This is a genomic window from Paenibacillus ihbetae (genome assembly GCF_002741055.1).
Taxonomy (GTDB): Bacteria; Bacillota; Bacilli; order Paenibacillales; family Paenibacillaceae; genus Paenibacillus_AQ; species Paenibacillus_AQ ihbetae.
The window spans coordinates 900595-927588 of the sequence record NZ_CP016809.1 but is presented as its reverse complement, the minus strand read 5'-3'; the positions used below and the strand labels follow the sequence as shown (position 1 = coordinate 927588).

Here is a 26994-nt window from a genome sequence, read left to right as displayed (position 1 = left end):
CAACCATCGGCTCTCTGCAGGCGTAACAGCTTCTTATTTCCATCATCGGTTTTGTACGAGATTAATTTTTTCATAATGTAACATGGCTTTTACATTGTGTCAATAGTCGGCCATCATCGGTATAATAGGGCAATAAAGGACTTCTTATGCTTGCGGGAGCCTTGAATGTCATGCCAACAATTTGCTATGATGCATATGCCCGCCATATTTCGCGTCAGCCCTGGATTTGTCGAATTTAGGGTGAAGAAGCACGAACCGTTCAAATACAATGATGAAAGACAGGCACAACTTTTATGAAAAAATTTAAAATAAGAGTGAAAAGAATCGAAGCCCACCAGCTAAACGACCGCCTTCTTCTTATTAATTTGTACCTGACCCAAGCGCTTACGCTTATTGTCGGCCTGATCTGGATTTTGTTCCAGGGCCGGAATCCGCTGACGCTTCTCGCTGTGCCGAAGGAGCTGGAGTTCCTGTATTGGGGGCTGGGGCTTGCAGCGGCCATGCTGGTCGTGGATTTGATATTATCCCGCTTTGTGTCCGAGGACAGCATGGATGACGGGGGAATCAACGAGATGCTGTTCCGGAATCGGCCAGTCTGGCATATTCTCGTCATAGCAATCGTCGTTTCCGTATGCGAGGAGCTGCTGTTTCGCGGAGCGATCCAGCATGCATTCGGGCCATATTGGACCAGCATTTTATTCGCACTGATCCACGTCAGGTATCTGAAGCACTGGCTTCCGACCGGCTGGGTATTCTTGAGCAGCTACGGTCTTGGTCTTGTCTATATTTATACGGGAACATTATGGGCACCGATCCTGTGCCATTTCCTGATCGATTTCATCTCGGGAATGCTGATTCGATTTCGGAGGAAAGAGGAGAATGAACGAACTTAGCAGAATGGAAAGACACCGGGGCCGAAGCAAAGGCCGGAAGAGCCAAGCATCATCTGTCTCTGTCTCGCCTGCATCGCCCGCCGCAAAGCCAACAAGACCGGATGCCGGTGAATACACCGGGCTTAGCCGGTCTAAGCCGAAGGCGGCTGAGGAGCGGCGGACATATGCGGCCGGCGGGGAGGAAGGGCTCTCCCGGTCCCGCAGAAAGCAGTCGGCTACCCACGACACCATGGAGGAAGCTTCCGCCCCGCGTCGAACACATACATATTCTTCCTACCGTGTTCGGATGAGCAAATGGTTTGTGAACTCATTAATCGTCATTTTTATTTTATTGATGGCCAGCTTGCTGTGGTGGGGGCTGATCGGGGCGCCACCTGTAAGCGAGCTGATAAAGGAGTTATTATGAGCATATGGTTGTGGCTGTCGGGCGCCGCGGCGGCGGGTGTCGGTGTCCTTGGCTGGATGAGAGCTGAAGCGGAGGGCTACCGGGTACGCGAGGAAGAGGTGGCGTCGGAGCGAATTCCGGCTTCCTTTGACGGATTCAGAATTCTGTTCCTGACCGATATCCATCGCAGAGAGTTGTCGGAACGGAAGCTGATGGCTGCGCTGCAGCCCGTAGACTGCGTCCTTCTTGGCGGCGACATTACGGAGAAAGGCGTTCCCCTGGAAAGGCTGAGGCATAACATGGAGGTGCTCCGGCGGGTTGCTCCAGTCTATGCGGTCCTCGGCAACCATGATCTGTATGCAGGCAAGGATGCAGTGAAGAAGGTGCTGAAGGAAACCGCCGTGACCCTGCTGAGCGATAAAACGGTTCCGATCACGGTCGGGAGCGACTGCATCTCCCTTAGCGGCATTCGCCAGCCTAAGAGCAAACGGCATCCGTACTCCCAGTTCAAGGGCAGCTTGCAGGGCGGCGAATACCATATCCTGCTCGTGCATGATCCGATTTGGCTCAAGGGCCGGGAGGAGGCGAATTGCGATCTGCTGCTTGCCGGGCATACGCACGGCGGACAAATCGTGCTTCCGCTTGCGGGGGCGGTCCGGCTCGAGCGTTTCTACAAATCCTTCAAGTCCGGATGGTACTCGATCCCAAGGGCTGCAAGCGGCGATCTGCCGGACACGCGCGTGCTGATCAGCCGGGGGTTCGGAACTTCGCACATCCCCCTCCGGCTGTTATGCCCGGCGGAGTACCACGTGCTGACTTTGCGTAAAAAGTGAAAAAGCCTTTATTCTTCCCTGTAAAGCCAGGAGTAGAATAAAGGCTTTTTTTATTGCGCTTCAGCGTATGTGAGGCTCAATGGTCCGGGGATCCACGAAGCCATATCCTTTGGCTTCCAGCTTCGTCAGCAGATCGTCGAGCGCTTCGACCGTCCATGGAAGCTCGTGCATCAAAATATTGCTGCCCGGATGGAGCTGCTCCAGTACGTTGTTGATGACCGCTTCGGGCTTGTTTTTATTATTGCCCTCCCAGTCCAGCGAGCCGTTGGACCAGGTCATGTACAGCAAGTCGTTCTCTGCAGCGATATCCTTGACGACATCCCCGCCGGATCCGAACGGAGGTCGGAAGAACGCAGGCTCCGTGCCGACCGTATCCTTCACGATTTGCTGCACGTCTTCAATTTGCTGACGGACCTTCGCTTTGCTCTCCTGCTTCAAGTCGATATGGTCCCAAGCGTGATTGCCGATGATTTGCCCCCGGTCATGAATGATGCCGAGCAGTTCGGGATTGGCTTTGACCCGGTATCCGTTCACGAAGAAGATCGCCTTGGCCTGGTGCTTGTCCAGCGTGTCGATCAATCGGTTGATCATGTCCGCATCCTTCGGTCCATCGTCGAACGTGAGCAGCACGACCTTCGAAGGGACGGATTCGTCATTCGGCACGATGCGGTACACCTTGTTCATGTGATACTTCAGCTCCGGCTTCTCTTCAGCTGCCGGCTTTCCGCTGGCTTCATCCTTCGCAGGGCCTGATCCTTCCGTAATGCCGGCAGTTCCGTTCGGCACTTTATCGGCGGCAGGAGGAGGGGCTTCTTGCTCCTTAGGCGCTGCAGGCTCAGTCGTCTTCGCATTTGGCGTGGTTTGATTGCCCGATTCAGAGGGCATGCTATGGTTCTGTCCGTTTCCTTGGTCTCCGCAGGCGCTGAGCAGAACGCAGCAGGCCAGCAGGATGATCTTTGTTGTCGATTTAACCATGATTCCATCTCTCTTTCCTGTATTTATGTAGCATGAGTTGTTGCCGGCTCGAGAACACTAATCCCGAGTTTAACATAGAAGGAGGTATCATTTGTGAAGACTTCGTCATTTCTGTACGGCGTAATCATCGGTGCGGTCGCAAGCCGTATGATATCCCGCAAAGGCAATTTGTCGCTCTCCTCGATGATGAAAAACGTCAACGTCGGCCGGTTTGCCGACACGGCATTAAGCAAGATTCAACACGGAATCGGTAATCATGATGGCTCAAGCCAAGAAAGCGTGCGTCCCAGTTCAAGCCGACATGATTCCGCTAATCCCGTTGGAGTTGCAGGGGTATCGTCATCGTCTAATTCGAAGGCTGCCAACCTGAAGCAGCTGAAGGATTTTATCCGCAGCAATCCGGACGTTAAACACGAGGTTGAGCAAATCTTGAAAGAAACGCATACCGTCTTACCGGGATTGTAAACGAGGCAATTCTTTTTGAATCATTCCGTGGGGAAACCATCCTTCCATCCCTGTGAATGATTCTTTTTTCTTAAACTACATATTTACGTGCATTTGCGGGTATTAAATGATAAAATCAATTATATAAAACCATTTTTATCACGTCATAATCCAGGCATCATAATTTGTTATAAACTTTTGTATACGTTAGGAGGATCCTGTCATGAAAATAGAACGTTTGAGTCAAGATAAGATACGGATTTTCCTCACGTTTGACGATCTGAGTGAGCGTGGGATCCAGAAGGAAGAAATGTGGCAGGAAATACCGAAAGTTTATGACCTGTTTACAGAGATGATGGATCAGGCATACAGTGAGCTCGGATTTGATGCCACCGGACCTCTTGCCGTTGAGGTGTTTGCACTGCCTGCCCAAGGCATGGTGGTTATAGTGACGAGAGGGAAGTACGATCATCATTTCGGCGGCTTGTCCGAAGACGATATGCCGGACGAGATTTATGAAATGGAAGTTACCCTGGATGAAAGTGATAAAATCGTCTATGTTTTCCAGGATTTTGAAGTGCTCATTGAAGCATCGCATATGCTGAAAGACCTCGTAGACGGAGCAGGTACGCTTTATCACTATATGGATAGATGGTTTTTGTATCTGGAGCCTGAGGAGCTTCAGAGCGAGAAGTTGCCGGCGGTCATTGCAGTTCTGGCAGAATTCGGCGAATCCTCCTCGGTAACGGAGGCTATGCTGGAGGAGTACGGGAAGAAGATCATGCCTCAGCAAGCGATTGAGGTTATTTGCAGTCACTTCCAGCGTCAGCATTAATACAATGTGGGCGTGAGTGCCGGACTAGAGGCTCGAAACTAACGGAGGGGAATTTTGGTGCTGGTGTTCTCGATCATAGCGTCGGCTTTGGCGCCGGGACTCGCGTTGCTCACGTATTTTTACCTGAAGGACAGGTATGATCAGGAACCTTTGCATATGGTCATCAAGGTATTTCTGCTTGGGGTTCTGGTCGTCTTTCCTGTCATGATTCTGCAGCGGGGAATGATACTTTGGCTTGGCGATCATCCGGTTGTCCAATCATTGCTCGTATCTGCGGGCATCGAAGAGTTTTTGAAATGGTTTGTCATGTATCACATTATTTTCAACCATACGGAATTCGATGAGCCTTACGACGGGATTCTGTATGCTGCGGCGATTTCGCTGGGCTTTGCTACCGTGGAGAATTTGCTGTACGCATGGTACAGCCAGGCAGCGTTCGGTCCCATGTTCCTGCGGGCGCTGCTCCCTGTGTCGGGTCACGCCATGTTCGGCGTGATTATGGGCTATTACATCGGGCACGCCAGGTTTTCAGGGGAGAGTCGCAAGAGGTTTTATCTGGCTCTTTCGTTCATCGTCCCCTGGATATGGCATGGACTGTATGATTTGATTTTGAATCTCTTGACCCATACGTGGATTTGGTTTATCGTTCCGCTCATGGTCCTGTTGTGGTACGGGGGCATGGGGAAAATCTCCAGGGCAAACAATCGCTCGCCTTTTCGTTTCATTAACCGGGAGGAAGAGATTAACACGTAACCAAAAAGGACACACTGGGGCTATAGGCGCTTATGCTGAAGGCATAAGGGCGAATATAGCTCTGGAGGTGTCTTTTTTTGCGTATCAAGGTGAAAATTCTTTGCAAGGATTGCGGCGAGCGCTTCATTCTTCGCGGCAAGAAAGAGCATGGCCGGATCGAGACCGGCTTTAAGCAATGCTTATGCAACAATCGTGATCATTTCGAGATTGAGGAAGATTTCTAAAACATGAAGTGATCGCACAGCGATGCATAAGACTTCTTTTTTCTAGTCAAACTAACGGCAGTGAGTAGAAGAAAGGAGACTAACGCATCATGTATAAACGACTTAGCGCGATTCTGTTCCCTGTCGCCACCGTTTTACTGATCGGGGCTTTGGTGTGGGGATATCAGGAGAACAAAGAGAAGAACGCGATATTGATTAATGCAGAAAACCAGTATCAACGGGCCTTTCATGATTTGTCCTATCATATGGACCGGCTGCATACCGAGTTAGGGAATACGCTCGCCGTCAGCTCCACTTCTCAGGGCATGCACCGGAAGGGCCTTATGAATGTGTGGCGCATTACGAGCGAAGCCCAAAATGAGATCAACCAGCTTCCATTAGGTCTGCTGCCGTTCAACAAGACGGAAGAATTCCTGTCCCGCATTTCCAATTTCGCCTATAAGACAGGCGTTCGGGATTTGACGAAGGAACCGCTGAGCGAAAATGAAGTCAAGACGCTGAAGACGCTCTACACCAATTCCGGTGAAATTACGAAGGATCTTCAATCGGTGCAGAACAAGGTCATTGCCAGCGGGCTTCGCTGGATGGATGTCGAGACTGCGCTTGTGTCGAACAATACGCAGGATAACTCCATCATCGACGGCTTTAGAACCGTTGACAAAAAGGTCGAGGCTTATCCCGAGCTGGATTGGGGCCCGTCGGTCAGCAGCATCTACGACCGCAGGTCCGTGAAGCAATTGGCAGGCATGCCTGTATCCGCCGAGGACGTCAAACGCAAAGCGATGAAATTCGCGGATACGGACGGAAGCGCCAGATTACGCGTAACCCAAAACGGGAAGGGGACCGATTGGTCATCCTATACCGTTCAGGTGAATCAACGCCAAGGCCACAAAATCAGCATGGACTTTACCGAAAAAGGCGGCCAGCTGATCTCGTATACGAAGGAGCGCAACGTGGGCGCGAAGAAGGTTTCCGTGCAGGAGGCCATCGATAAGGCGCAGGATTTCCTGGCCAAAAAAGGATATGCCGACATGACGGCGGTATCCGCAGACCAGTTTGACAATATGGCAAACTTCTCCTTTGTCCGCGAGGAGGACGGCGTTCTCATCTATCCGGAGAAGATCACGGTCCGCTCAGCCATGGACAACGGGGAGGTTCTCGGGTTCCAAGCCAGCGATTTTGTGTACGAGCATCAGATCAAGCGCGAGATTCCGCAGCCTAAGCTGAAGCTCGCCCAAGCGAAAAAGACGCTGAATCCGGAATACAACATTTTGTACAACCGCAAGGCGTTAATTAAGAACGACCGCAACGAGGATGTGCTGTGCTATGAATTTGGAGGGCGCATCAACGGGTCGCAGTATCGGATCTATATCAATGCGGATACAGGGTTAGAAGAAACGGTTGAAGTCATCAAGGACGCGCAAGCCGGTATTCGGTAACTGCCGGACGTGTTGAGGGTCGGCCGCTCAAGCATCATTGCTTGGGCGGCTTTTTTGATAGGATTGCCGACATCATAAGGATTAGGCCCGGTCATACTGCCGTGAAAAACGAGCGAATTATCCGTACAGCCCGCCTGCCCCCGTGATATAATGGAAATTATTGATTATGAAGAAATTGTAGGTGAGCGCTTTGTATCCGAAGATCAATGAGGTCCTCTATATCCAGCTCGATACGGGGGATCAGAAAGAAGCAGATATTTTGTATAAATCCCGCATTTCCGACATGGATGACGAATCGATTTATATGGAGGTTCCCCTTCAAGAAGGGACAGGGAGACTGAAGAAGCTGTATATCGGCGATGAGATATCCGCTTACTTTCTGACCGAGGGCGGAGTGAAAAATTATTTTAATTCCTACGTGCTGAGCCACCATGAGGACGTCATCAAGCTGGTTCGGATCAAGAAGCCGGAGTCCGACCAGATTACGAAGGTGCAGCGAAGGGGCTTCCTTAGGGTACAGGCCGAGCTGGAAGCAGCCGTGAAGGCAAAGGACGGAACCCGGTTTTTAACCAAGACCGAGGATGTTGGCGGCGGCGGTATCTCGCTGTATTTGGAGCCGGGCCAGACGCTTAAAGAAGGGGATCTTCTGGATTGCTGGATGCTGGTTCCCTTTAAAAACGGATCGGTTGAGCATATTCCGTTCGAAGGCGAGGTCGTCCGGCTGAAGGAGCTTCCCATGGGCCGAAGCATCGTGATGATGAAATTCAATCAGATTTCGGATATGGAGCGCCAAAAGCTGATCCGGTATTGCTTTGAAAGACAGTTCGATTTTCGAAACCGATAATTCCTTGCCCCGCGGATGCATAATTTACGCCGGGCTGTGGCACACTACCGGAAATTTCATGGTGGAAGGAAGGTTGTGTCATTATTGAGGAGCGAAACGAATCGATAACGGGGCAGCGCGAACGGGAGACCGGCGAGGTGCATGATTCAATGGGACAAGCCATGGAAGCGCTGGCCGGAAGGCTGCTCCTGCGCGTGCTGATCGGTCTCGCGGCGGCAATGGTCATCATCCAGCTGCTGCTGCATTACGAGCCTGCCAGGCCCTATATTTCGCCGGTTCAGCAGATGGAGGGAGTCCCCGTAAACGAGCAAAATGTCAACGATTGGATGGGGGGAAACACCCCTTCTCTTTTGCATCACTCCAGCTAGTGTGGTATAATTTTCACGTCGCAGGCAGGCGCCTGCTTTTTTCTTGAAGGTTAAGAGGGTATAAGTCTAATCTTGCACTTTCTTATCTTATTTTCTCTACAATCATCTGTCATATCATACGCAGGAATGCAATGCTAGAGGCGGCGGATGGGCTGGAGACGTACGTTTGAGGAGGAATGCCCCGTTGGTTATGCAGGGGACAGGTTACCAGGACAGAATCAATATTGCCATCGACGGTCCTGCAGGGGCGGGTAAAAGCACAGTAGCGCGTATGGTGGCCAGCAGGCTGCAATACATCTATGTGGATACCGGCGCCATGTACCGGGCGGTGACTTGGTTTATGCTAAATCAAGGAATTGATGCAGAAAATCACGAAAAAGTGCTTCAACATGCGCAAAACATGGTGATTGAATTAAAACCGCATGAAACAGGCCAAATGGTGTTGTTGAATGGGGAAGATGTCACACCGTTTATCCGCCTGCATCAGGTGAGTGCATCCGTTTCCAAGTATGCGCGGATCGAAGGCTTGCGAACCAAGCTTGTCCACCTGCAGCAGCAAATGGCGACACAAAAAGGCGTCGTCATGGACGGACGCGACATCGGCACTACGGTTCTGCCGGACGCTGAGCTCAAGATCTTCATGACAGCCAGCGTCAAGGAGCGGGCGCTTCGCCGGTTCAATGAGCTTCGCGACGAGAGCATTACGCTGGAACAGCTGGAACATGATATCGCAGAACGCGACCGTCTCGATGCGGAGCGTGAAGTATCGCCGCTGAGATGCGCGGAGGATGCCATCGTTCTGGATACGACGCAAATGGATATCAACCAGGTGGTCGAAGCGATTCTTTCATATTGCGAAACTGTATTGGATGGGGAGAGGAAGGCATGATTTACGTTTTTTGCAGAGCGGTGGTCCGCGGTTTGTTCGCTATTCTGTACCGGTTTGAGTCTGTCGGCGTACATAATATCCCTTCCGAGGGCGGCGTACTGATCTGCAGCAATCATCTCAGCGTGCGAGACCCGATTTCGGTCGGCATTCACGTGAAGCGCCAGGTTAAATTTATGGCGAAAGCGGAGCTGTTCAAAATTCCGGTATTCGGATGGCTGATTGACAAGCTTGGCGCATTTCCGGTAAAGCGGGGCGGCGTCAGCAAAGAATCGATCAAGACCGCACTGACCATTCTGCGTCAGGGAGAAGTGATGGGGATTTTCCCGGAGGGGACCCGGAATTCGGATGCAACCGCAGCGAAGCGGGGGGCGGCAAGCTTTGCGCTCCGGAGCGGAGCGACGGTAATCCCGGCGGCGATCATCGGTGACTATAAGCTGTTTCGGAAGGTTAAGATCATTTACGGAGCGCCTGTAGACTTATCCCGTTTCGAAGGCGACAAGTCGCCCGAAGCACTCGATGCGGCAACCGAGATCATTATGAGCAAAATCCATGAAATGCGGGCAACCGGTAAGCCGACCGTCAACTGATCAATCGGTTTGATGCATAAAAAGCGGTGTTTTCATGGAAAGATACTACAACAATTTATGTTTTGAACTTCGCCTATGCGAGTTTAAATAAATGGGGTTTGAATTGAGGAGGTTATTTGACATGTCGGAAGAAACAAGAAACCAAGAGTCTGCTGAAATGCAAAGCCAGGAGCAGCTCGACCAAATCGTATCCTTGAAAAAAGGGGACACCGTGAAAGGGACGATCGTCAAATTGGAGGACAACCAGGCTTATGTAAGCATTGGATATAAATACGACGGCGTAATTCCTGTTCGCGAACTGTCTTCTGTCCAGCTGGACAACGCATCCGATGCGGTTCAGGTTGGCCAAGAGGTTGAGTGCAAGGTTGTGAGCATCAATGACGACAAGGAAAGCCTTGTTCTGTCCAAGCGCGCAATCGACTCCGAGAACGCTTGGGATGAGCTGGAGAAGCATTTCGAAGCACAAGACGTGTTCGAAGTGACTGTTGCAGACGTCGTTAAAGGCGGTCTTGTAGCTGACGTTGGCGCACGCGGCTTTATCCCTGCTTCCATGGTAGAGCGTCACTTTGTAGAGGATTTCAGCGACTACAAAGGCCGCACGCTTCGCGTAAAAGTGAAGGAGCTTGACCGTGAGAACAACAAGGTCATCCTTTCCCAGAAGGACGTTTTGGAAGAGGAATTCGAAGCCAACAAGCAGAAGGTAATGGCCGAGCTTAAAGAAGGTCAAGTGCTCGAGGGCACGGTACAGCGTCTGACCCAATTCGGCGCATTCGTTGACGTAGGCGGCGTTGACGGACTGGTTCACGTATCCGAAATCGCTTGGAATCACGTGGATAAGCCTTCCGACGTATTGTCCGAAGGAGATCAGGTTCGCGTGAAGGTGCTTAAGGTTGATCCTGAAAAAGGAAAAATCAGCCTCAGCATCAAGGCAGCGGGGCCAGGACCATGGGAAACTGCAGGCGAGCAATTCCACACCGGCGACATCGTTACAGGCGTGGTTAAACGTCTTGTGAGCTTTGGCGCATTCGTTGAATTGGCTCCTGGCGTAGAAGGCCTGGTTCATATCTCTCAAATCTCGCACAAGCACATCGGCACTCCGCAAGAAGTGCTGAAAGAAGGACAGGAAGTTCAAGTTAAAGTTCTTGACATCAATCCTTCCGAGCAGCGTGTAAGCTTGAGCATTAAAGAAACAGAAGAAGCGCCGGCGCAGGCTCCTAGAGCAGAAAAACCGTCCAAAGGTCCTAAAATCGACCTGAAAGACAACCCGAACGTTTCTTTGAACAATCAGGGTATGAGCGTAACGCTTGGAGAGCGCTTTGGCGATAAGCTGAGCAAATTCAAGTAAGCCCGAAAATTGTCATGTACGGTCTAATGACCTGTCATAACGAGTCGGCGAACCCACATTTCTGGGTTCGCCGTTTGTTTTTGTTAGGGACGAATGCGAACGGATGTTGTAACATGGGGAAGAGCATAATAGAAATGATATGAAAGGTTAGCCAATTGAAACGATTTTTGCTATGATGATAATCGTAAGAATTGACAGGAGGAGTGAATATGGCAAGACCCGTAGTGGCCATTGTCGGAAGGCCAAATGTTGGCAAATCAACGATTTTTAACAGGCTGATCGGCGACCGGTTGGCCATTGTTGAAGATAAACCGGGCATCACCCGGGACCGGATTTACGGAAGCGCCGAATGGAACGGCAAGGCGTTCAGCGTCATTGATACCGGAGGCATCGAAATCGACGGAGACGACATGATCTTAAAGTCGATCCGGATGCAGGCTGAGCTGGCTATCGAGGAAGCAGACGTTATTATTTTTATGTGCGACGCAAAGACCGGTGTAACGCAATCTGACGAGGAAGTGGCACAGATTCTGTTCCGGTCGGGCAAACCGGTCATTCTCGCAGTGAATAAAGTGGATAATTTGAAGCGCGCTGAAGATATTTACGAATTCTATTCCCTGGGCTTCGGCGATCCGGTAGGCATATCCGGAAGCCACGGCACCGGAATCGGAGATTTGCTGGATGTGGTCGTTGAGAACCTGCCGGATCTGGCGGACGACGACTATGATGAGGATGTGATCCGCGTGGCGCTGATCGGTCGTCCGAACGTCGGCAAATCATCGCTTGTCAACGCCATTCTTGGCGAAGAACGGGTCATCGTCAGCGATATCGCCGGCACTACCCGCGATGCGATCGATACTCCGTTCGAGAAGGACGGTCAGCGTTATGTGCTGATCGATACGGCCGGCATGCGCAAACGCGGCAAGGTGTACGAGACGACGGAGAAATACAGCGTCATGCGCGCGATGCGCGCCATTGAGCGTGCGGATGTCGTACTGGTGCTGATTAACGGCGAAGAGGGCATTATCGAGCAGGACAAGCATATTGCCGGCTATGCGTACGAAGCCGGGAAGGCTTCTTTGTTCGTCGTCAACAAATGGGATGTCGTCGAGAAGGATGACAAAACGATGCAGCAGTTCGAGCGCAAGATCCGGGACCATTTCCTGTTCATGACCTATGCGCCGATCGTTTTCCTGTCGGCCAAAACCAAACAGCGGCTGCACAAGCTGCTGCCGGTAGTCAAGCATGTGGCAGAGCAGCACTCGCTGCGCGTGCAGACGCATCTATTGAATGACGTCATCTCCGATGCGATTGCGATCAACCCGCCTCCAACAGACAAAGGCAGAAGATTGCGCATTAACTATTCAACACAGGTAGCGGTCAAGCCGCCGACGATGGTTGTATTCGTTAATGACCCGGAACTGATGCACTTCTCTTATGAGCGATATCTGGAGAACAAGATCCGGGCCGCATTTAATTTTGAAGGTACGCCCATCAGGATATTTACACGAAGAAAGTCTGATGAGAGTTAGGGGAGAATAGCTTGGTTCTGGAGATCGTAGCGATACTTGTATGTTACTTATTGGGTTCGGTGAGCTTTAGCGTGCTGTTTGCCAAGTTTCTCAAAGGAATCGACATACGGCAGCACGGCAGCGGCAATGCGGGGGCAACCAATACCCTTCGTGTCCTTGGAAAAGGACCTGCAATCATGGTGCTTGCACTCGACGTTCTCAAAGGCATCGCAGCCGTATGGATTGGCCGGTGGCTGGGGGGAGACAACGAATGGCTTCCGGGACTTTGCGGCATTGCAGCGATCGTTGGCCATAATTGGCCGCTATATTTCCGCTTCCGCGGGGGCAAAGGCATCGCCACGGCGATCGGCGTACTCGCAACGCTGTGCTTCCTGCCCGCGCTCTATGCGGGCATCATCGCGATTACGTCCATTGTATTTACCCGGTACGTTTCATTGGGGTCTCTTATTTTCGTCGTGCTTACACCGATATTTTTGCTGATTGCCGGGTATCCTTGGCCGGTATTTTGGACCAGTCTGATCATATGCGTGTTCGCCTTCTGGCGGCACCGCAGCAACATTGTAAAGATCGTACAGGGCCGCGAAAACAAGCTCGGCTCCGGCGGTAAAGGCAAGGATAAAGGAGGAAAGCGCGTTGTCTGATAAAGTGGCCGTTCTCGTTGCTGGAAGCTGGGGAACAGCGCTGGCAAGCGTTCTCGCTTCCAACAACCGGGAAGTATGGGTTTGGACCAGAACGGAGGAGCAGGCCCGGGAGATTAATGAATCGCACACCAACAGCCGTTATCTGCCAGGGATCACGCTCCCTTCCAATATACAAGCGACTACCGATATGAAGGCCGCCGTTGAATCGGCAGCAGCCGTCGTGATCGTTGCTCCATCCTCCGCCATGCGTGAGGTTGCCGGGCAGCTCAAGGAGCACTGGAATGATGAGAAACTCGTCATTCATGCAACGAAGGGCTTTGAGCTCGATTCGTTAAAGCGGATGTCAACGGTAATTGCCGAGGAGCTCGGCTGTGAGGAAGGGCGGATCGTGGTGTTATCGGGACCGAGCCACGCGGAAGAGGTGGTAAGACGGTGTCCGACGACCGTGGTCGTGGCTTCCGCGGATGCGAGCGCGGCCGAAGCCGCCCAAGACCTATTTATGAATACCTATTTCAGGGTATACACGAACCGGGATATGCTGGGCGTTGAGCTGGCCGGTGCCTTAAAGAACATTATCGCGCTCGGGGCGGGCATGTCCGATGGCCTCGGCTTCGGCGATAATGCGAAGGCGGCGCTGATTACGAGAGGCATTGCGGAGATTCTGCGCGTCGGCATGGAGATGGGGGCGAACCCGCTAACCTTTGCCGGTCTTGCAGGAATCGGCGATCTCGTCGTAACCGCAACGAGCCGCCACAGCCGGAACTGGCGCGCAGGCTCCATGCTGGGACAGGGCAAGAGCCTCGATGAGGTGTTGAGCTCGATGGGGATGGTTGTGGAAGGCGTTCGAACGACCAAGGCTGCCTACACCATCTCACAGAAGTACGGCGTCCAGATGCCGATCGCGGACCAGTTATATCACGTGCTGTTTGAAAACCGCGACCCCCGAAGCGCTGTAGAGGGGCTCATGGGACGCGGGCCGAAGACCGAGATGGAGATGATGCCGCTCGAAACTTGGGAGCAGTGGCATACCTAGCTTATTCACCAATCCGAGGACTTCCTCATATATTAAGTTGAGGATGCCCGGAGGAGGGGTGGAAATGAGCAAAAGCTTTCACAAGGATGTACTGAACGCAATCAACAAGAAAAGCGGCAAAAAAATTTCTGCAGGGGCAGTCAACAAGCTGGCTAGCACGGTAAAACCGTCTACCATGCAAAATGAAGCCCAGCTCCGTCAGCTGATCAAGCAGGTATCGTCCATGGCGAACATACCTGTCAGTGAAGATACGGTTCAGGAAATCATTGCTGCTGTCAAGAAGAGCGGGATGAATCCGAGCAATATGGAAGCCTTGATGAAAATGATGATGAACAAATAGGTTAGGCCTAGCGTATTTGGCGCTAAAGCCGCGCCCGTTCCCGGGCGCGGCTTTTGTTTTTTTCGGGCAGGGCTTGGATGAGCGGATGCGGTTTTCATGGTATAATAGGTTGATATTACATGAGAGAATGGAGAGTTTCGTGACATGGATCCGATGCAAAAGATGTGGCTGTCCCTTGTCGCATTGTTGATTATGGCTCTGTCCGTCATCGTTGTTACGCTTGCGCGAAGCAAGACCAAAGGGTTTATCCGCGGAGGTCTGTCGTTCGTCGCCTTTATGATGATGATCGTGGGCTTCATCCTTGGACTGGCCTCGATCATTTAACATGGGGAAGGATCGCGCGGAAGATGGTAAAAAGGGGTGCAGAATGAAGCTGAGTGATGTGCCAGTGCTTGAGAGACTGCTGTTCGAGACCGTCTGCAAGCTGAACCCTACGGGTCAGCCGTGGCTGCTCGGAGGAAGCTGCAGCTTGCTTCTTCAAGGCGTACAGCTGGACAAGCCGCCTAGAGATATTGATATTTATGCGGATGCGGAAAGCGTCCGTAAGCTGCATGCCTCGCTTGCCGATTGGGCGGAGGATTCCCCTCATCTGGATCAGGAGGGCATATATGCCTCCATACTGAGCCACTATGGTCAGCACGGTGTATCCATCGAGCTGGTGGGTGGCTTTATCGTCATGACGGGGGGATCCGAATATCGCGTGGAGATCGGCCCGCTGCTGCATCATGCCGCTCCGGAGCATCGAATTCAGGGCGCGGCGGTCCGCTTAATGCCGCTGGCGCATGAATTGGTATTCAATGTGCTTCGAGACAGGCCGGACCGGTATGAAGCGATTGCCGAAACCATCCTGCTCAGGCCGGATGAGCATCTTCCGCTGCTCTCGCAGATCTTAATCCGGAATAAGCTCAACGCGCAGCATCGCTTAATCTTGAGCGGTCTGCTTGACCATTTGATTTGAGTGCCGATGGTGCTCTGCACGAACCATACATACAAGGCAGGAGAGGAGTGCAACAGCCATTGGATTACGAGGTGCTGTTTCAGCCGGATGGCAAAAAGGTCAGGGTCCGTCCCTTGACGAACGTCCTGGACGCCTCCCGCCGGGCCGGTGTGCGCATCCCGACCCGCTGCGGCGGCAAGGCCGGCTGTTTGATGTGCAAGGTGATCATACCGGAGGGACAGCGCGAGTCCTGCCTGCCCCCGGAGGACAAGGAGCGGAGGAAGCTGGGCTCCGCTCTGCTGGAGCAGGGGTACCGGCTGTCCTGCCAGACGAAGATTACGGGAGGCTTGCAGGTAAGCATTCCCGAGGACCCGCTGAAGGCGGCGATCCGCAAACAGCTGGAGGCCGCACGAAACCGGGATGCGGATGACTTTATTTAAGCGAAGGATGATGTTGATTTGAATAGGATCCATCGGATGATTCCTGCTGCAGGAAGCGCAAAGCCTCTTTGGGCAGCCCTGGTCCTGGTGTTGTTCTCATTGCTGATGACCGGATGCCTGTACCCTGACGAGGGAGCGGGCGAGAATAAAGTTTCATACAGAGAGAGTGTTAAGCGGATTCAATCCGCCGTAGATGATTACTTTAAGGAGCAAGGGGTGCTGCCTATCATTACGGCAGGACCTGAGGTGCCTCGTTATGAGAAGTACCGCGTGGACCTGGAACTGCTGAAGAACCGCGGCTATATCGATCAAATCCCGGCAACCGCTTTTGAAAAAGGCGGGACCGGCTATTTCCTGATCATTAATGAAGAGAGCGATCCGACCGTCAAGGTGATGGACCTGACAACCGTTCAAGCGGTCAACGATGTACAGCGTGCCGTCAATTTGTACAAAATGGGCAATGATGGTGCCCTGCCGGCGGGGGAGACGCTGTATCCCGGTTATACGGCAGTGGACCTGTCCAAGACCGATGCCAAATCGCTGAAGCTGATGAGCGTCTTCTCCGGCCAGGAGATGACCTTCATTATGGATGAGGCAGGCAAGGTGTATGCCGATTATGCCTTCGATATCATGCAGGCCGTCCAGAAGGATGGCTCAGAGCCCAAGGAAGGCGAGGACTTAAGGGTATTCCTGGAGAAGGAGTCCTATTTCGTTCCGGTAAAATCCGTGCCGTACGCCTGGATCAATCAACAGCCGGTTGCCCAGCCGGTATCTTGAATAATTCCATAAGAGCATTCCCTTCGTAGGTTATCCTACCGGGGAGTGCTCTTTTTTCTATCGATCAAAAAGTTGATCCATATTGCCAATCTATTGGAATATCTATCAGCGTCCCGACATACACATAATCTGAAAGAGTCGTGCGGGCATGATGCCGGTTGCCCATAGCATGATCGCGTTAAGATTAGTATCTATCAAAGCAAAAAAAAAGGACGGAGACATCGTGGGCAACCGTCATATTTTTAGACCCGGTACATAAGATGTTACTAGTCCAAATGCATGTACGAGTTACGCCGCTTTGCCGTTTCCATCCATAAAAACCATGGAATCTTCGGCGGCGGACTGCTGGCGACAAAGGTGAAAGCTGCTCATCTGTTGCAATGGCTTTGGCTGTGAGTGGAACACGAAGCGGATGCTCTTAAAGCATTTTTCCTTCGGAGTAATTTGAGGAGGGGATCTCTTTTGGAAAAAGTGGACATTTTTAAGGACATTGCCGAACGGACCGGAGGGGACATTTATTTAGGTGTCGTCGGGGCCGTCCGTACGGGAAAATCAACCTTCATCAAGCGTTTTATGGAGACGGTTGTGCTCCCGAACATTACGAACGAGGCGGATCGGGTAAGAGCTGTCGATGAGCTGCCTCAAAGCGCTGCAGGAAAAACGATCATGACCACCGAACCAAAATTTGTACCGAACAACGCGGTGCAGATTAAAGTTACGGAAGGGCTTGAGGTCAACGTAAGACTGGTAGACTGCGTCGGGTATGCCGTGGAAGGGGCCAAGGGCTATGAGGATGAAAACGGTCCGCGAATGATCTCCACGCCATGGTTCGAGGAGCCGATTCCGTTCCAGGAGGCGGCCGAAATCGGAACCCGCAAGGTCATCCAAGAGCATTCCACGCTCGGCGTTGTCGTTACGACCGACGGAAGCATCGCGGAAATTCCGCGCAGCTCCTATGTTGAGGCGGAAGAGCGAGTCATTGAAGAGCTCAAGGAAGTCGGAAAGCCGTTCGTTGTCGTCATCAACTCCACCCGCCCTCGAAGCGAGGAGGCACTGCAGCTGCGGAACGAGCTGGCCGAGAAATATGATATTCCGGTCATGACGCTCAGCGCGGCCACGATGACCGAGGATGATGTTACCGGGGTTCTGCGTGAAGTATTGTATGAATTCCCGGTTCATGAAGTCAACGTAAACTTGCCGAGCTGGGTCATGGTGCTGAACGAGAACCACTGGCTGCGCAGCAACTACGAGAACTCGGTAAGGGATACCGTGAAGGATATCCGCCGTCTGCGCGATGTCGACCGGGTTGTAAGCCAGTTCATGGAATATGACTTTATCGACCGCGCCGGACTGAGCGGCATGAATATGGGGCAGGGCGTGGCCGAGATTGATCTCTTCGCGCCGGACGAATTGTACGACCGGATTTTGATGGAGGTCGTCGGGGTCGAAATCCGCGGCAAAGATCACCTGCTGCAGCTGATGCAGGAATTCTCCCATGCGAAGCGCGAGTATGACCGGTTCGCAGAGGCGCTTGAGATGGTGAAGACGACCGGATACGGCATTGCGGCGCCTTCCCTTGCCGAAATGGCGCTGGATGAGCCGGAGCTGATCCGTCAAGGCACCCGCTTCGGGGTCCGCCTCAAAGCGACCGCACCGTCCATCCATATGATCCGCGTCGATGTCGAATCGGAGTTCTCGCCGATTATCGGCACCGAGAAGCAGAGCGAGGAGCTTGTCCGCTATCTGATGCAGGACTTCGAGAACGATCCGATCAAGATTTGGGAGTCCGATATTTTCGGCCGATCCCTCCATTCCATCGTCCGGGAAGGCATCCAGGGCAAAATCGCGATGATGCCGGACAATGCCAGATACAAGCTTCAGGAAACGCTGGGACGTATTATTAACGAGGGCTCCGGCGGTCTGATCGCAATCATTCTTTAAGAGGAAGTTCAAAAAGTCGCCTTTTGATCACGAAGTGAGTCAAGAAGTAATTCGGCATCGAATCTTGAATTTAGCCGGGCCTAAGATTATGCTTCTGAAGTATGTTTCCTGCGGAAACATTTCAGGTGCTCACGTACCCAGAACAGCAGATGCTTTCGAAGACGTTTTCTGCGAAAACGTGTAGCTCCGCTCCTCAGTCCCTTGCTTTATCAAACCTAAAGCGTTTTGAAAAAACGCACTTCGGAAGCATAAGCCTCGGTGCTGAAAATTCGACTTTTTGAACACGCATTGTAAGTGAGCGCCAATTTAGTGTTGAAAACACAGCCGCTAGCGGGCCAAAAGTCCCGATTAGCGGCTGTTTTTCGTGTTTTCATCGGTCTGCTAAAGCAAAACGCTTGAAATTATGAGATGGCTGTATTACTATAAATTTGTTCCGCGTCATGCATTCGAAGCGCGAAATAGGGGAAAATACCCGATTGCACGTATAATTTGCGGTAAAACGGAAACAGTGTATAGCAAGTGGAGCACATTCCTTGTTAGGGAGGTGAAAGAATGAATAAATCGGATCTGATTACTCAAGTAGCTGAATCTGCTGAGCTTTCCAAGAAAGATGCGACTAAAGCGGTTGATGCCGTTTTCGATGCAATTTCCGAAGCACTGCAAAACGGGGATAAAGTTCAATTGGTTGGTTTCGGCAACTTCGAGGTTCGCGAGCGTTCCGCACGGAAAGGCCGCAACCCGCAAACAGGTGAAGAAATCGAAATCCCTGCGAGCAAAATTCCTGCATTTAAACCTGGTAAAGCGCTCAAAGACGGAATCAAATAAAGATTTCTACATATTACCTAAGAGCACAGGTCGTGAATTCGTTCACGGCCTTTTCTTTTAGATTGACGGTGAGGAGGTCTGTGGAATGGAGAACGTTCAAAACGGCGATTATTTCGTAATCAAGGCGCTGGATCACGGCGTACAGGTGATCGGCCTTACACGCGGTCAGGACACGCGGTTTCATCATACCGAGAAGCTGGACAAGGGCGAGGTTATCATCGCCCAGTTTACGGATCATACATCTGCGGTGAAGATCCGCGGCAAAGCTGAGATCATGACGAAGCACGGAAAGATCGAATCCGGCAGCTGATTTTGGGAAAGCCATCGGGGAAGCGGCTATGAACGATGGCGGCTTAAAGGCAGGCAATATCGAACATTCATCTATCATTTATTTTGCAGCAGGCATAGCCTGCTTTCAGATTGTCGAGAAACCCTGTACTTTTTTCTAAAGTGCAGGGTTTCTCAATTTCAAGTGGTCACTTCAAAAGTGAAAACGGGGAGATTACCCCCGTTTTTCCAGGCGATCCAGGTGGATCGCCATCTTCTTCATGTTCTGTACAGCTGCTGTCATCAGGGCCTGTTCCCTGACGTTTTGCAGCCCGCGCAAACGGCAATAGCGAAACCCATGGAGCTCTTTGGCATCCGCGAAGCTTCGCTCAATCGTTTCTTTTCGTTTTCGGTAGAGATATTTCCCGGATCGACTCAACCGGTTGCCTCGCACCCACTCTTTGCTGTCCTCCCAGACATGACGAGTTACCACCTTTCGGTGGTTGCGAGACCGCGTGCATTCATTTAATAACGGGCAGTTCTTGCAGTGCTGTGGATCCGAAGCGTACTGTCGGTATCCCTCACGGTTGGTCGTCTTGTACGGTAATTCGTGCTTTGCAGGGCAAACATAAAGATTGCGCTCCGCATCATACGTGAACTTCCATTTAGGGAATAAACCCTGGGTCGGGTGAAATCTTCGGTGAGCAATAACGGCAAAGATGTTTCGGCTTTGCAGCCCTTTGCAGATGGGTGAAGTCAAGTACCCGGAGTCCAGAGCAACGGCTTCGACTTTAAAACCAAATCGTTCTTGTTGACGATCCAAACGGGACAAATATGGTACAGAATCATGGACATTTCCGGCGGTGACATGGACATCCGTAATCATATTATATTTCAGGTCCACGGTACGGTGGTCTAAATAGAAGAATCCTTCCGGTTTCCCATCACGAATCATATAACCGCTTTCGGGATCTGTCGTGCTCACTTTAACTTCCTTTTCCTCGATCACGTCCTCTCTTGGCTTTAGCGCTTTTTTCCATGTGCATTCCGGTCAGCCTCTACGGCCGCATTAAGTTCACTCACATAATCACGAGTGTTTTGCAAAACCTGTTCTTTTGTGTATTTATGCTTGTTCGCATTCGCTTTGACGTGGGTTGAGTCGGTAACTAAGACACGTCCGCCCACCATACGGTGCTGGATAGCTTGAAGCACAATCTCATCGAAGATCTCCTGAAAAATCTCGGTGTCTTTAAAGCGCGTGCGACGATTCCAGCTAATCGTAGAGTGGTCCGGCACTTTGTCGGTTAAACCTAACCCCAAAAACCAGCGGTAAGCAAGGTTGGTTTGAATTTCACGTTCGAGTTGGCGTTCGGAACGGATGCCATAAAAATAACCGAGGAAAATCATCTTAAATAACACGACAGGGTCGATAGCAGGCCGCCCAGTATCCGCACAGTAAAGCGGACGAACCTTTTCGTCGATGAAAGAGAAATCGATATACTTGTCCACTTTACGGAGCAGATGATCTTGAGGAACCAATTCTTCAATCGAAACAAATTCGTAAGTCTGCTGTTTTTCTCGATTCGAACGCAACATATGTAACACCCTTCCGAACGGTTTATTTACTATTATTATACAACATTAACGCGGTGTCGTGTTGAATTAAATTCACAAGAAAATAGCTGTCGAGACTTTCTCGACAGCCTGAGCAGGCATAGCCTGCTTTTTTTCTTTATACAATGAGGTATGGACTTAAGAGGAGCGGAAGAAACTAAGGCTAGGGGGGTATAGGACATGAAGCAATGGCAAATTGTACGGGCTGTGCTTGTGCCGGCCGCGATCGCATTCATGATGCTCGTCATCCTGCTGGAGCTCCAATCGCATGCGCGCCAAAAAATCGAGACGGTTACCGCTGCGGTCCCTTATCACAGCCGTGAGCTGTCGGATGCCGGATTAGTCGACTCGCTGATGAATCTGCCGCTTCATCTCGGAATAAGCCGGGCGGATTATGATGACGGCACGCTGACGATGGATATCAAACTAAGCGACCCCTCGGAGGAGGTCGGCGACGTGTATGAGGATATCGCCGGCATCCTGTCCTTCGCGTTCGAAGGCACGGATAATGTGAATCAACTGTATTTGCGAGTGATCGCGATCGATCGCTGGGGCGGGAAGCGGTATCTGCTGCTGGCTTCCAATATGAACAGGGATTCCTGGGAGCCGCGTTATGCGGAGGCGCTGAGCCGGCTGCGAAACGGCGACGTGCCGCCATCCTTGGCTGCCTCGCTCAATTTAACTTTTACGAATCTTTGGCAGAAGCAATTCAGCCGTCCGTGAAACGGTTAAAATAGTAAGTGACAGGCATGTACGTGTCCTGAACATGTGTTATAATAGATTGGATTGTTGGCTCAATAGACCATAGAACATCAAGTGCACGGAGGCTGAGGATGAAACCGTATCGCGTACCAGAACTGGCAGAGAAATATATAAATTATGATATGATCCAGAATCACACGGAACTACCGGACTTTCCGGACGCCCGTGTTCATTTGCTATACATATTTTTGAAGGACTCGGGAAGGAATATTGCCGGACTCGAAGAATTATACGCGCTGGTCGCCTCGCTGGTTCAGATGGGTCTTGATACGCATGAGAGCATCGATGTTGCCGAAGGCAACCAAGGGGAGGCCATGATGCGCTCCCGTCAATTAAAGGTGCTTGCCGGGGACTACTTCAGCAGCCGGTTTTACCAGCTTCTTGCACAGAAGGGCGAAATCGCGGTCATCTCGCTTTTGAGCCGGGCGGTAAGCAGTGTCAATGTGATGAAAATGAACCTGTATGGCAAAATGAAAGATACGCTGGTGCCTTCTGAAGAATATTTACGGCAAACGGTACAGCTGAATATGCAGCTGTTTCTTTCTTTTACCCCCCTGCTTGAGAAATCGGTTCACGAGACATGGAGGACGCTGCTGAAGGAATTCACGCAGTGCGAAACCCTGGTTCAAGAGATGAAGCGCTGCGTTTCTCCGGATTCGGGAAGATGGAGCTACAGTTATTGGCACTTGATCGAAACGGCAAACGAAGAGGAGCGCAAGCTGCTGGTCGGGAAGAAGGCGGACCCGAAGGATTGGAAAAAGCTGATCCTGAAATACAAGGCTGCCGAACGGATCCTGGACAAGCTGCGGGAGACGGTGGCGAACCTGCAGCAGCTGCTTGCGGGACGGTCTGGGGATTGCCCGTACGCCGGCTTGCTCGAGCCGTTCCTGCACCGGCTGGGTACCGTTTCGTCCGTTGTAAGGGGAGGATAGGGAGATGTCTGTGGATAAACAAACGATGATGCCGGATTCCCGGCGTAACGGCGGCACGCCGAAAGAGGAGCATGTCCATTCCGTATTTGAGAGCATTGCCGGCAAGTACGATCTGATGAATGATATCCTCAGCTTTAGAAGGCACAAGGCCTGGCGCAGGTTTACGATGAAGAAGATGAACATGCGCCCGGGCGACACCGCAATTGACTTGTGCTGCGGAACTTGCGACTGGACGATTAGCATGGCCCAGGCAAGTGAAACTGGACACATAGTCGGGCTTGATTTCAGCGAGGGGATGCTGAAGGTCGGCCGGGAGAAGGTGTCCAGAAACGGTCTGGAGGGGCAGATCCGGCTCGTGCAAGGCAATGCGATGGAACTGCCGTTCGAGGACAATCAGTTCGATTATGCGACGATCGGGTTCGGGCTCCGGAACGTTCCGGATTATATGCAGGTTCTTCGCGAAATGCAAAGAGTGGTAAAGCCGGGCGGGATGGTGGTATGCCTCGAATTGTCCAAGCCGACCTGGCAGCCGTTCAAAGGACTTTATTATTTTTACTTTCAACAACTGCTGCCGCGCATGGGACAACTGGTGGCGAAGCGGTATGAGCAGTATAAATGGCTGCCCGATTCGCTGAAGCTGTTTCCCGGCCGAGAGGAGCTAGCCGAAGCTTTCCGTCAGACCGGACTTAAGGAGGTCCAGGCCTATCCCTTGACTGGTGGCATCGCAGCCTTACACATTGGGATCAAGGAGAATCGGAATGTTTAAGAAAATTGGGACTTATCTGGAAATGATCAAAGTGGAGCATACCTTGTTTGCTCTGCCTTTCGCATTTATGGGGGCGATTCTGGGATCGGCGGTCGTGTTCGACCACCTGCCTTCCTGGGGAGACATCGGCTGGATTTTTCTGGCCATGTTCGGTGCGCGAAGCGCCGCGTTCGGGCTTAACCGGCTGACCGACCAATACATTGACGCGAAAAACCCGCGGACTGCAGGACGGGCCATTCCGGCCGGACTGCTCAAGCCGTTTGAAGTCATTATCTTTATCATTTTATCGTTCGCCGTCTTTTTCTGGGCTACCTATGAGCTGGACCCGTTCGCTTTCCGGCTGCTGCCGATCGCTATCTTTTTGCTTGTTATTTATTCCTTTACGAAGCGTTTTACATGGCTGTGCCACGTCGTTCTTGGCTTGACCACCGCGCTTGCGCCTCTGGGGGGCTGGGTCGCCGTTACGGGCCAGGTGGATTGGAAGGCGCTGCTCTTCTATGTCGCACTGGCATTCTGGACGGCCGGATTCGATGTGATCTATGCATGCCAGGACCAGGAGTTCGATGAGAAGGAAGGCCTGTACTCGATCCCTTCCCGCTTCGGGCTGCAGCATGCGCTATGGTTCGCCCGCGGCTTTCATGTGATCACTGCCGTAGGCTTTATCGTGTTGTTTTTCATAACGCCGCTCAGCTGGTGGTATCTGATCGGGATGATCATCGCCCTAGGCATTCTGTTTTACCAGCATTACATCCTGTCGCCGAACGATATGAGCCGCCTGCAGACCGCTTTCTTTACGATGAACAGCACGCTGAGCATCGTCCTGTTCGTCTTTACCCTGATTGATTTGGTGGTGCGTTACCTTTGATGGAGGCCGTGAGGAAAAAAAGCTGGGTCGTCGGGATTACGGGCGCAAGCGGAAGCATATACGGCGTGCGTCTCACGGAAAGCCTGCTCTCGCTTGGATATGACGTCCACCTCGTCATCACGAATGCCGGTTGGCGCGTGCTGAAAGAGGAGCTGGGCTTTGAAGCGGCAAGCCGGGAGGCTGCCGTTCTCGAGCGCTTCGGAGGATATGAGGGACAGGTCGTTTATCATCCGATCGCCGATATCGGGGCCACCATTGCCAGCGGCTCCTATCTGGTCGAGGGCATGATCATTATGCCATGCTCCATGGGGACCTTGTCTTCGGTGGCCCACGGGGCTTCCGACAATTTGATGGGACGGGCCGCCGACGTCATGATGAAGGAAGGGCGTCCGCTCGTGCTCGTTCCGAGGGAAACGCCGCTGCATGCGATCCATCTGGAGAACATGCTGACGCTGGCCCGGCTCGGCGTAAAGATTATTCCGGCGATGCCGGCATTTTACTTCGGGCCGCAAACGCTCGATGATATCGTGAATTTTATGGTGGGCAAAGTACTGGACAGCTTGAGAATCGAACATCATTTGTATAAAAGATGGGGTGACTAATATGCCGGGGGAAGACAACAAAACCATCATCGGCAAGATCAGTTATACCAACGCTTGGCCCGTGTTTCATTATGTGGATCCTGCAGCGCTCGGCACGCAGGCGGAAATGGTCGCGGCCGTTCCGGCCGAGCTCAACCGGAGAATGCATGAGGGCAGCATCCACATCGGCGCATTATCCTCGTTCGCCTATGCGGAGGTTGCGGATCGCTTGCTGCTTCTGCCGGATTTATCCGTCAGCGCGGACGGGGCGGTTAACTCGATCTTCTTGTTTACGAAGGTGCCGCTTCCGGAGCTGAAGGAAGCCAAGGTCGCGCTTACGAATACGTCGGCAACGTCGATCAACTTATTGAAGATCCTGTTGGAAAAATCGCTCGGCGGCTCCTATTCCTACATCACCTGCGAGCCGGATCTGACCGAGATGATGGCTCAAGCGGATGCGGCCCTCTTAATCGGCGATCATGCGATTCGGGCTTCATGGAGCAATACGGAATATTACAGAACGGATCTCGGCCAGTGGTGGAAGGATTGGACGGGGTGCAGCATGACGTTTGCCGTCTGGGCGGTGAACCGGGACGCCGTGGAGCGTGATCCGGAAGGCATGGCGGAGATCGCCGATATGTTCCTTGACAGCAAGCGGCGGAGCTTGAGCGATTTGACCCCGATCGTTGAGGAGGCGGTCAGCCGGATCGGGGGAAGCGCAGCCTACTGGCAGCATTATTTTACGAACCTGTGCTACGATTTTGATGAACGACAACAGGAAGGACTTCGCTTATATTTCAAATTCGCTTATGAGCTCGGCCTGCTGGATCATCTCGTCGTGCCGGAGCTGTGGAATGAGAAACGAAGCGTGCGGGTGAAGAAATGAAACGATTTGATATATTCGGAACTCTTAAAAAAGATATGGATGTCATTGAAAAAGAGCTGTACCGCAGTGTGGAAGGCGACAGTCCGGAACTGACGGAGACCTCGCTGCATCTGCTCCGGGCGGGCGGCAAGCGGCTTCGTCCCGTTTTCGTTCTGATGGGCGGCAAGTTCGGCAGCTATGACATTGAGAAGCTGAAGCATGTTGCCGTACCTCTGGAGCTGATTCACAGCGCTTCTCTGGTGCATGACGACGTGATCGATGATGCCAGCACGCGCCGGGGGAAGCCGACGGTAAAAGCGAAATGGGACAATCGGATCGCGATGTACACCGGCGATTACATATACGGCAAGGCGCTGGATTTGACCACCCGGCTGAAGCAGCCGGAAATTCATCAAATTCTGGCCAAAGCCATGGTTGAGATGTCCATCGGCGAGATGGAGCAAATCCGCGATTTCTTTAATGTCTCGCAGGATGTCAGAAGGTACCTGCTGCGTATCCGCCGCAAAACCTCCCTCCTGATCGCGATCAGCTGCCAGCTCGGAGCGCTGGCCGCCGATGCGGACCGGAGAATCGCGGCCAGCCTGTACAGGTTCGGCTACAATGTCGGAATGGCCTTTCAGATCCAGGACGACCTCCTGGACCTGTGCGGCAGCGAGAAGCAGATCGGCAAGCCGCCGGGAAGCGACATGCGCCAAGGGAATATCACGCTCCCGGTCATCTATGCCCTCGAGGATCCCGAGCGCAGGGAGCCGCTGCTGAAAGAGCTGGACCGGATCCATGCGCTGAACGGCCAGTGCGACGTTACCGAAGCCGTTAAGCTTGTGACGTCGAGCAGCGGGATCGCCAGATCGGAAGCGCTGGCGGACCGGTATATCGCGAAGGCGCTGGACGCCTTGGCGGACCTCCCGGACATCAAGACGAGAAAACAGCTGAAGGATATCGCACATTTTATAACCAAGCGGTCATATTAGTCATATCGGCAGGAGACGCTTTCTGTTAAAATAAGGGTACACATGTAACATCACATGAGCATGGCAAGAT

General features: G+C 52.2%; 33 protein-coding genes and 1 other annotated feature (1 of these 34 only partly in view). Of the genes, 31 read left to right on the top strand and 2 right to left on the bottom strand.

Translation table 11 applies throughout. The features are described from left to right. Window positions 1-55: a binding site (T-box leader), on the bottom strand (it extends 178 nt beyond the left edge of the window). A 238-nt stretch (window positions 56-293) separates the two neighbouring features. From BBD41_RS04290 to BBD41_RS04280, 3 genes are read left to right on the top strand one after another with little or no spacing between them, the layout of a single operon-like run. Further along, window positions 294-893: a CPBP family intramembrane glutamic endopeptidase gene (locus BBD41_RS04290; RefSeq protein WP_077565407.1), complete on the top strand. Its 600-nt coding sequence runs from the start codon at window positions 294-296 to the stop codon at window positions 891-893. Next, complete coding sequence (locus BBD41_RS04285) at window positions 880-1299, top strand: hypothetical protein (RefSeq protein WP_077565408.1); 420 nt, start codon at window positions 880-882, stop codon at window positions 1297-1299. The genes BBD41_RS04290 and BBD41_RS04285 overlap by 14 nt, the downstream gene beginning before the upstream one ends. Further along, complete coding sequence (locus BBD41_RS04280) at window positions 1296-2111, top strand: metallophosphoesterase (protein WP_077565409.1); 816 nt, start codon at window positions 1296-1298, stop codon at window positions 2109-2111. The genes BBD41_RS04285 and BBD41_RS04280 overlap by 4 nt, the downstream gene beginning before the upstream one ends. 60 nt (window positions 2112-2171) lie before the next feature. Here BBD41_RS04280 and BBD41_RS04275 read toward each other — a convergent pair whose 3' ends face one another. After that, a complete protein-coding gene (locus BBD41_RS04275; RefSeq protein WP_077565410.1) occupies window positions 2172-3086 on the bottom strand; it encodes a polysaccharide deacetylase family protein in 915 nt (304 codons plus the stop codon). A gap of 93 nt (window positions 3087-3179) precedes the next feature. On the opposite strand from BBD41_RS04275, the gene BBD41_RS04270 reads away from it, so the two are divergent. The 21 genes from BBD41_RS04270 (at window position 3180) to mtrB (ending at window position 19590) form a co-directional block, all read left to right on the top strand. Continuing rightward, entirely contained in the window at window positions 3180-3551 is a 372-nt protein-coding gene (locus tag BBD41_RS04270) for a hypothetical protein (RefSeq protein WP_099476813.1), read from the top strand. Window positions 3552-3753: 202 nt separating this feature from the next. After that, on the top strand, window positions 3754-4365 hold the full coding sequence (locus tag BBD41_RS04265) for a genetic competence negative regulator (protein ID WP_099476812.1): 612 nt from the start codon (window positions 3754-3756) through the stop codon (window positions 4363-4365). A 57-nt stretch (window positions 4366-4422) separates the two neighbouring features. Further along, window positions 4423-5118: a glutamic-type intramembrane protease PrsW gene (gene prsW, locus BBD41_RS04260; protein WP_077568918.1), complete on the top strand. Its 696-nt coding sequence runs from the start codon at window positions 4423-4425 to the stop codon at window positions 5116-5118. 77 nt (window positions 5119-5195) lie between these two features. Continuing rightward, the gene (locus BBD41_RS29950) at window positions 5196-5342 is read left to right on the top strand and encodes a hypothetical protein (protein ID WP_007129800.1); all 147 of its coding nucleotides are present in this window, start codon (window positions 5196-5198) and stop codon (window positions 5340-5342) included. 89 nt (window positions 5343-5431) lie between these two features. After that, window positions 5432-6781 (top strand): germination protein YpeB, encoded by a 1350-nt coding sequence (gene ypeB, locus BBD41_RS04255; protein ID WP_099476811.1) that lies wholly within the window; start codon window positions 5432-5434, stop codon window positions 6779-6781. Window positions 6782-6971: 190 nt separating this feature from the next. Further along, complete coding sequence (locus BBD41_RS04250; protein ID WP_237087012.1) at window positions 6972-7625, top strand: flagellar brake protein; 654 nt, start codon at window positions 6972-6974, stop codon at window positions 7623-7625. Between the two features lie 137 nt (window positions 7626-7762). Continuing rightward, entirely contained in the window at window positions 7763-7993 is a 231-nt protein-coding gene (locus BBD41_RS04245; protein WP_237087011.1) for a DUF5359 family protein, read from the top strand. Between the two features lie 184 nt (window positions 7994-8177). Then, window positions 8178-8882, top strand: a complete 705-nt coding sequence (cmk, locus tag BBD41_RS04240; RefSeq protein WP_077565416.1) for a (d)CMP kinase — start codon at window positions 8178-8180, stop codon at window positions 8880-8882. Continuing rightward, window positions 8879-9469, top strand: a complete 591-nt coding sequence (locus tag BBD41_RS04235; RefSeq protein WP_077565417.1) for a lysophospholipid acyltransferase family protein — start codon at window positions 8879-8881, stop codon at window positions 9467-9469. The genes cmk and BBD41_RS04235 overlap by 4 nt, the downstream gene beginning before the upstream one ends. Before the next feature lie 121 nt (window positions 9470-9590). Further along, window positions 9591-10814, top strand: a complete 1224-nt coding sequence (rpsA, locus tag BBD41_RS04230) for a 30S ribosomal protein S1 (protein ID WP_099476808.1) — start codon at window positions 9591-9593, stop codon at window positions 10812-10814. A 209-nt stretch (window positions 10815-11023) separates the two neighbouring features. Then, a complete protein-coding gene (gene der, locus BBD41_RS04225; RefSeq protein WP_077565418.1) occupies window positions 11024-12346 on the top strand; it encodes a ribosome biogenesis GTPase Der in 1323 nt (440 codons plus the stop codon). 11 nt (window positions 12347-12357) lie between these two features. After that, the gene (gene plsY, locus BBD41_RS04220) at window positions 12358-12987 is read left to right on the top strand and encodes a glycerol-3-phosphate 1-O-acyltransferase PlsY (RefSeq protein ID WP_077565419.1); all 630 of its coding nucleotides are present in this window, start codon (window positions 12358-12360) and stop codon (window positions 12985-12987) included. Continuing rightward, a complete protein-coding gene (locus tag BBD41_RS04215; RefSeq protein ID WP_099476807.1) occupies window positions 12980-14020 on the top strand; it encodes an NAD(P)H-dependent glycerol-3-phosphate dehydrogenase in 1041 nt (346 codons plus the stop codon). The genes plsY and BBD41_RS04215 overlap by 8 nt, the downstream gene beginning before the upstream one ends. Window positions 14021-14084: 64 nt before the next feature. After that, a complete protein-coding gene (locus BBD41_RS04210; protein WP_007129809.1) occupies window positions 14085-14360 on the top strand; it encodes a stage VI sporulation protein F in 276 nt (91 codons plus the stop codon). A gap of 144 nt (window positions 14361-14504) precedes the next feature. Continuing rightward, a complete protein-coding gene (locus BBD41_RS04205) occupies window positions 14505-14684 on the top strand; it encodes a DUF2768 family protein (protein WP_077565421.1) in 180 nt (59 codons plus the stop codon). Window positions 14685-14727: 43 nt separating this feature from the next. Next, complete coding sequence (locus BBD41_RS04200; RefSeq protein WP_077565422.1) at window positions 14728-15318, top strand: hypothetical protein; 591 nt, start codon at window positions 14728-14730, stop codon at window positions 15316-15318. A gap of 59 nt (window positions 15319-15377) precedes the next feature. Further along, window positions 15378-15737 (top strand): 2Fe-2S iron-sulfur cluster-binding protein, encoded by a 360-nt coding sequence (locus tag BBD41_RS04195; RefSeq protein WP_077565423.1) that lies wholly within the window; start codon window positions 15378-15380, stop codon window positions 15735-15737. 18 nt (window positions 15738-15755) lie between these two features. After that, entirely contained in the window at window positions 15756-16514 is a 759-nt protein-coding gene (locus BBD41_RS04190; protein WP_397311170.1) for a DUF3939 domain-containing protein, read from the top strand. 462 nt (window positions 16515-16976) lie between these two features. Beyond that, a complete protein-coding gene (gene spoIVA / locus BBD41_RS04185) occupies window positions 16977-18455 on the top strand; it encodes a stage IV sporulation protein A (protein WP_007129814.1) in 1479 nt (492 codons plus the stop codon). Between the two features lie 552 nt (window positions 18456-19007). Continuing rightward, complete coding sequence (locus tag BBD41_RS04180; protein WP_007129815.1) at window positions 19008-19280, top strand: HU family DNA-binding protein; 273 nt, start codon at window positions 19008-19010, stop codon at window positions 19278-19280. Between the two features lie 85 nt (window positions 19281-19365). After that, window positions 19366-19590 carry a trp RNA-binding attenuation protein MtrB gene (gene mtrB / locus BBD41_RS04175; RefSeq protein WP_077565424.1) on the top strand — a complete coding sequence of 75 codons (225 nt, stop codon included), beginning with the start codon at window positions 19366-19368 and terminating at the stop codon, window positions 19588-19590. A 192-nt stretch (window positions 19591-19782) separates the two neighbouring features. On the opposite strand, the gene BBD41_RS04170 is transcribed toward mtrB, so the two are convergent. Continuing rightward, a protein-coding gene (locus tag BBD41_RS04170) for an IS1182 family transposase (protein WP_099476806.1) occupies window positions 19783-21143 on the bottom strand; the annotation gives its coding sequence in 2 pieces (ribosomal slippage) (window positions 19783-20576 and window positions 20576-21143; 1362 coding nt in all). Between the two features lie 198 nt (window positions 21144-21341). Here BBD41_RS04170 and BBD41_RS04165 point away from each other — a divergent pair. The 7 genes from BBD41_RS04165 to BBD41_RS04135 all read left to right on the top strand — a co-directional run bounded on the left by BBD41_RS04165 (window position 21342) and on the right by BBD41_RS04135 (window position 26924). Next, window positions 21342-21884 carry a hypothetical protein gene (locus tag BBD41_RS04165; protein ID WP_077565425.1) on the top strand — a complete coding sequence of 181 codons (543 nt, stop codon included), beginning with the start codon at window positions 21342-21344 and terminating at the stop codon, window positions 21882-21884. 110 nt (window positions 21885-21994) lie between these two features. Continuing rightward, entirely contained in the window at window positions 21995-22855 is an 861-nt protein-coding gene (locus tag BBD41_RS04160) for a heptaprenyl diphosphate synthase component 1 (protein WP_077565426.1), read from the top strand. A 4-nt stretch (window positions 22856-22859) separates the two neighbouring features. Then, window positions 22860-23621, top strand: a complete 762-nt coding sequence (locus tag BBD41_RS04155) for a demethylmenaquinone methyltransferase (protein WP_237087010.1) — start codon at window positions 22860-22862, stop codon at window positions 23619-23621. Further along, window positions 23614-24486 (top strand): UbiA-like polyprenyltransferase, encoded by an 873-nt coding sequence (locus tag BBD41_RS04150; RefSeq protein WP_077565427.1) that lies wholly within the window; start codon window positions 23614-23616, stop codon window positions 24484-24486. The genes BBD41_RS04155 and BBD41_RS04150 overlap by 8 nt, the downstream gene beginning before the upstream one ends. After that, window positions 24486-25088: a UbiX family flavin prenyltransferase gene (locus tag BBD41_RS04145; RefSeq protein WP_077565428.1), complete on the top strand. Its 603-nt coding sequence runs from the start codon at window positions 24486-24488 to the stop codon at window positions 25086-25088. Before BBD41_RS04150 ends, BBD41_RS04145 begins: the two co-directional genes overlap by 1 nt. 1 nt (window position 25089) lies before the next feature. Continuing rightward, window positions 25090-25953 (top strand): menaquinone biosynthesis protein, encoded by an 864-nt coding sequence (locus BBD41_RS04140; protein WP_077565429.1) that lies wholly within the window; start codon window positions 25090-25092, stop codon window positions 25951-25953. After that, window positions 25950-26924 (top strand): polyprenyl synthetase family protein, encoded by a 975-nt coding sequence (locus BBD41_RS04135; RefSeq protein ID WP_077565430.1) that lies wholly within the window; start codon window positions 25950-25952, stop codon window positions 26922-26924. The genes BBD41_RS04140 and BBD41_RS04135 overlap by 4 nt, the downstream gene beginning before the upstream one ends. Window positions 26925-26994: the final 70 nt, after the last annotated feature.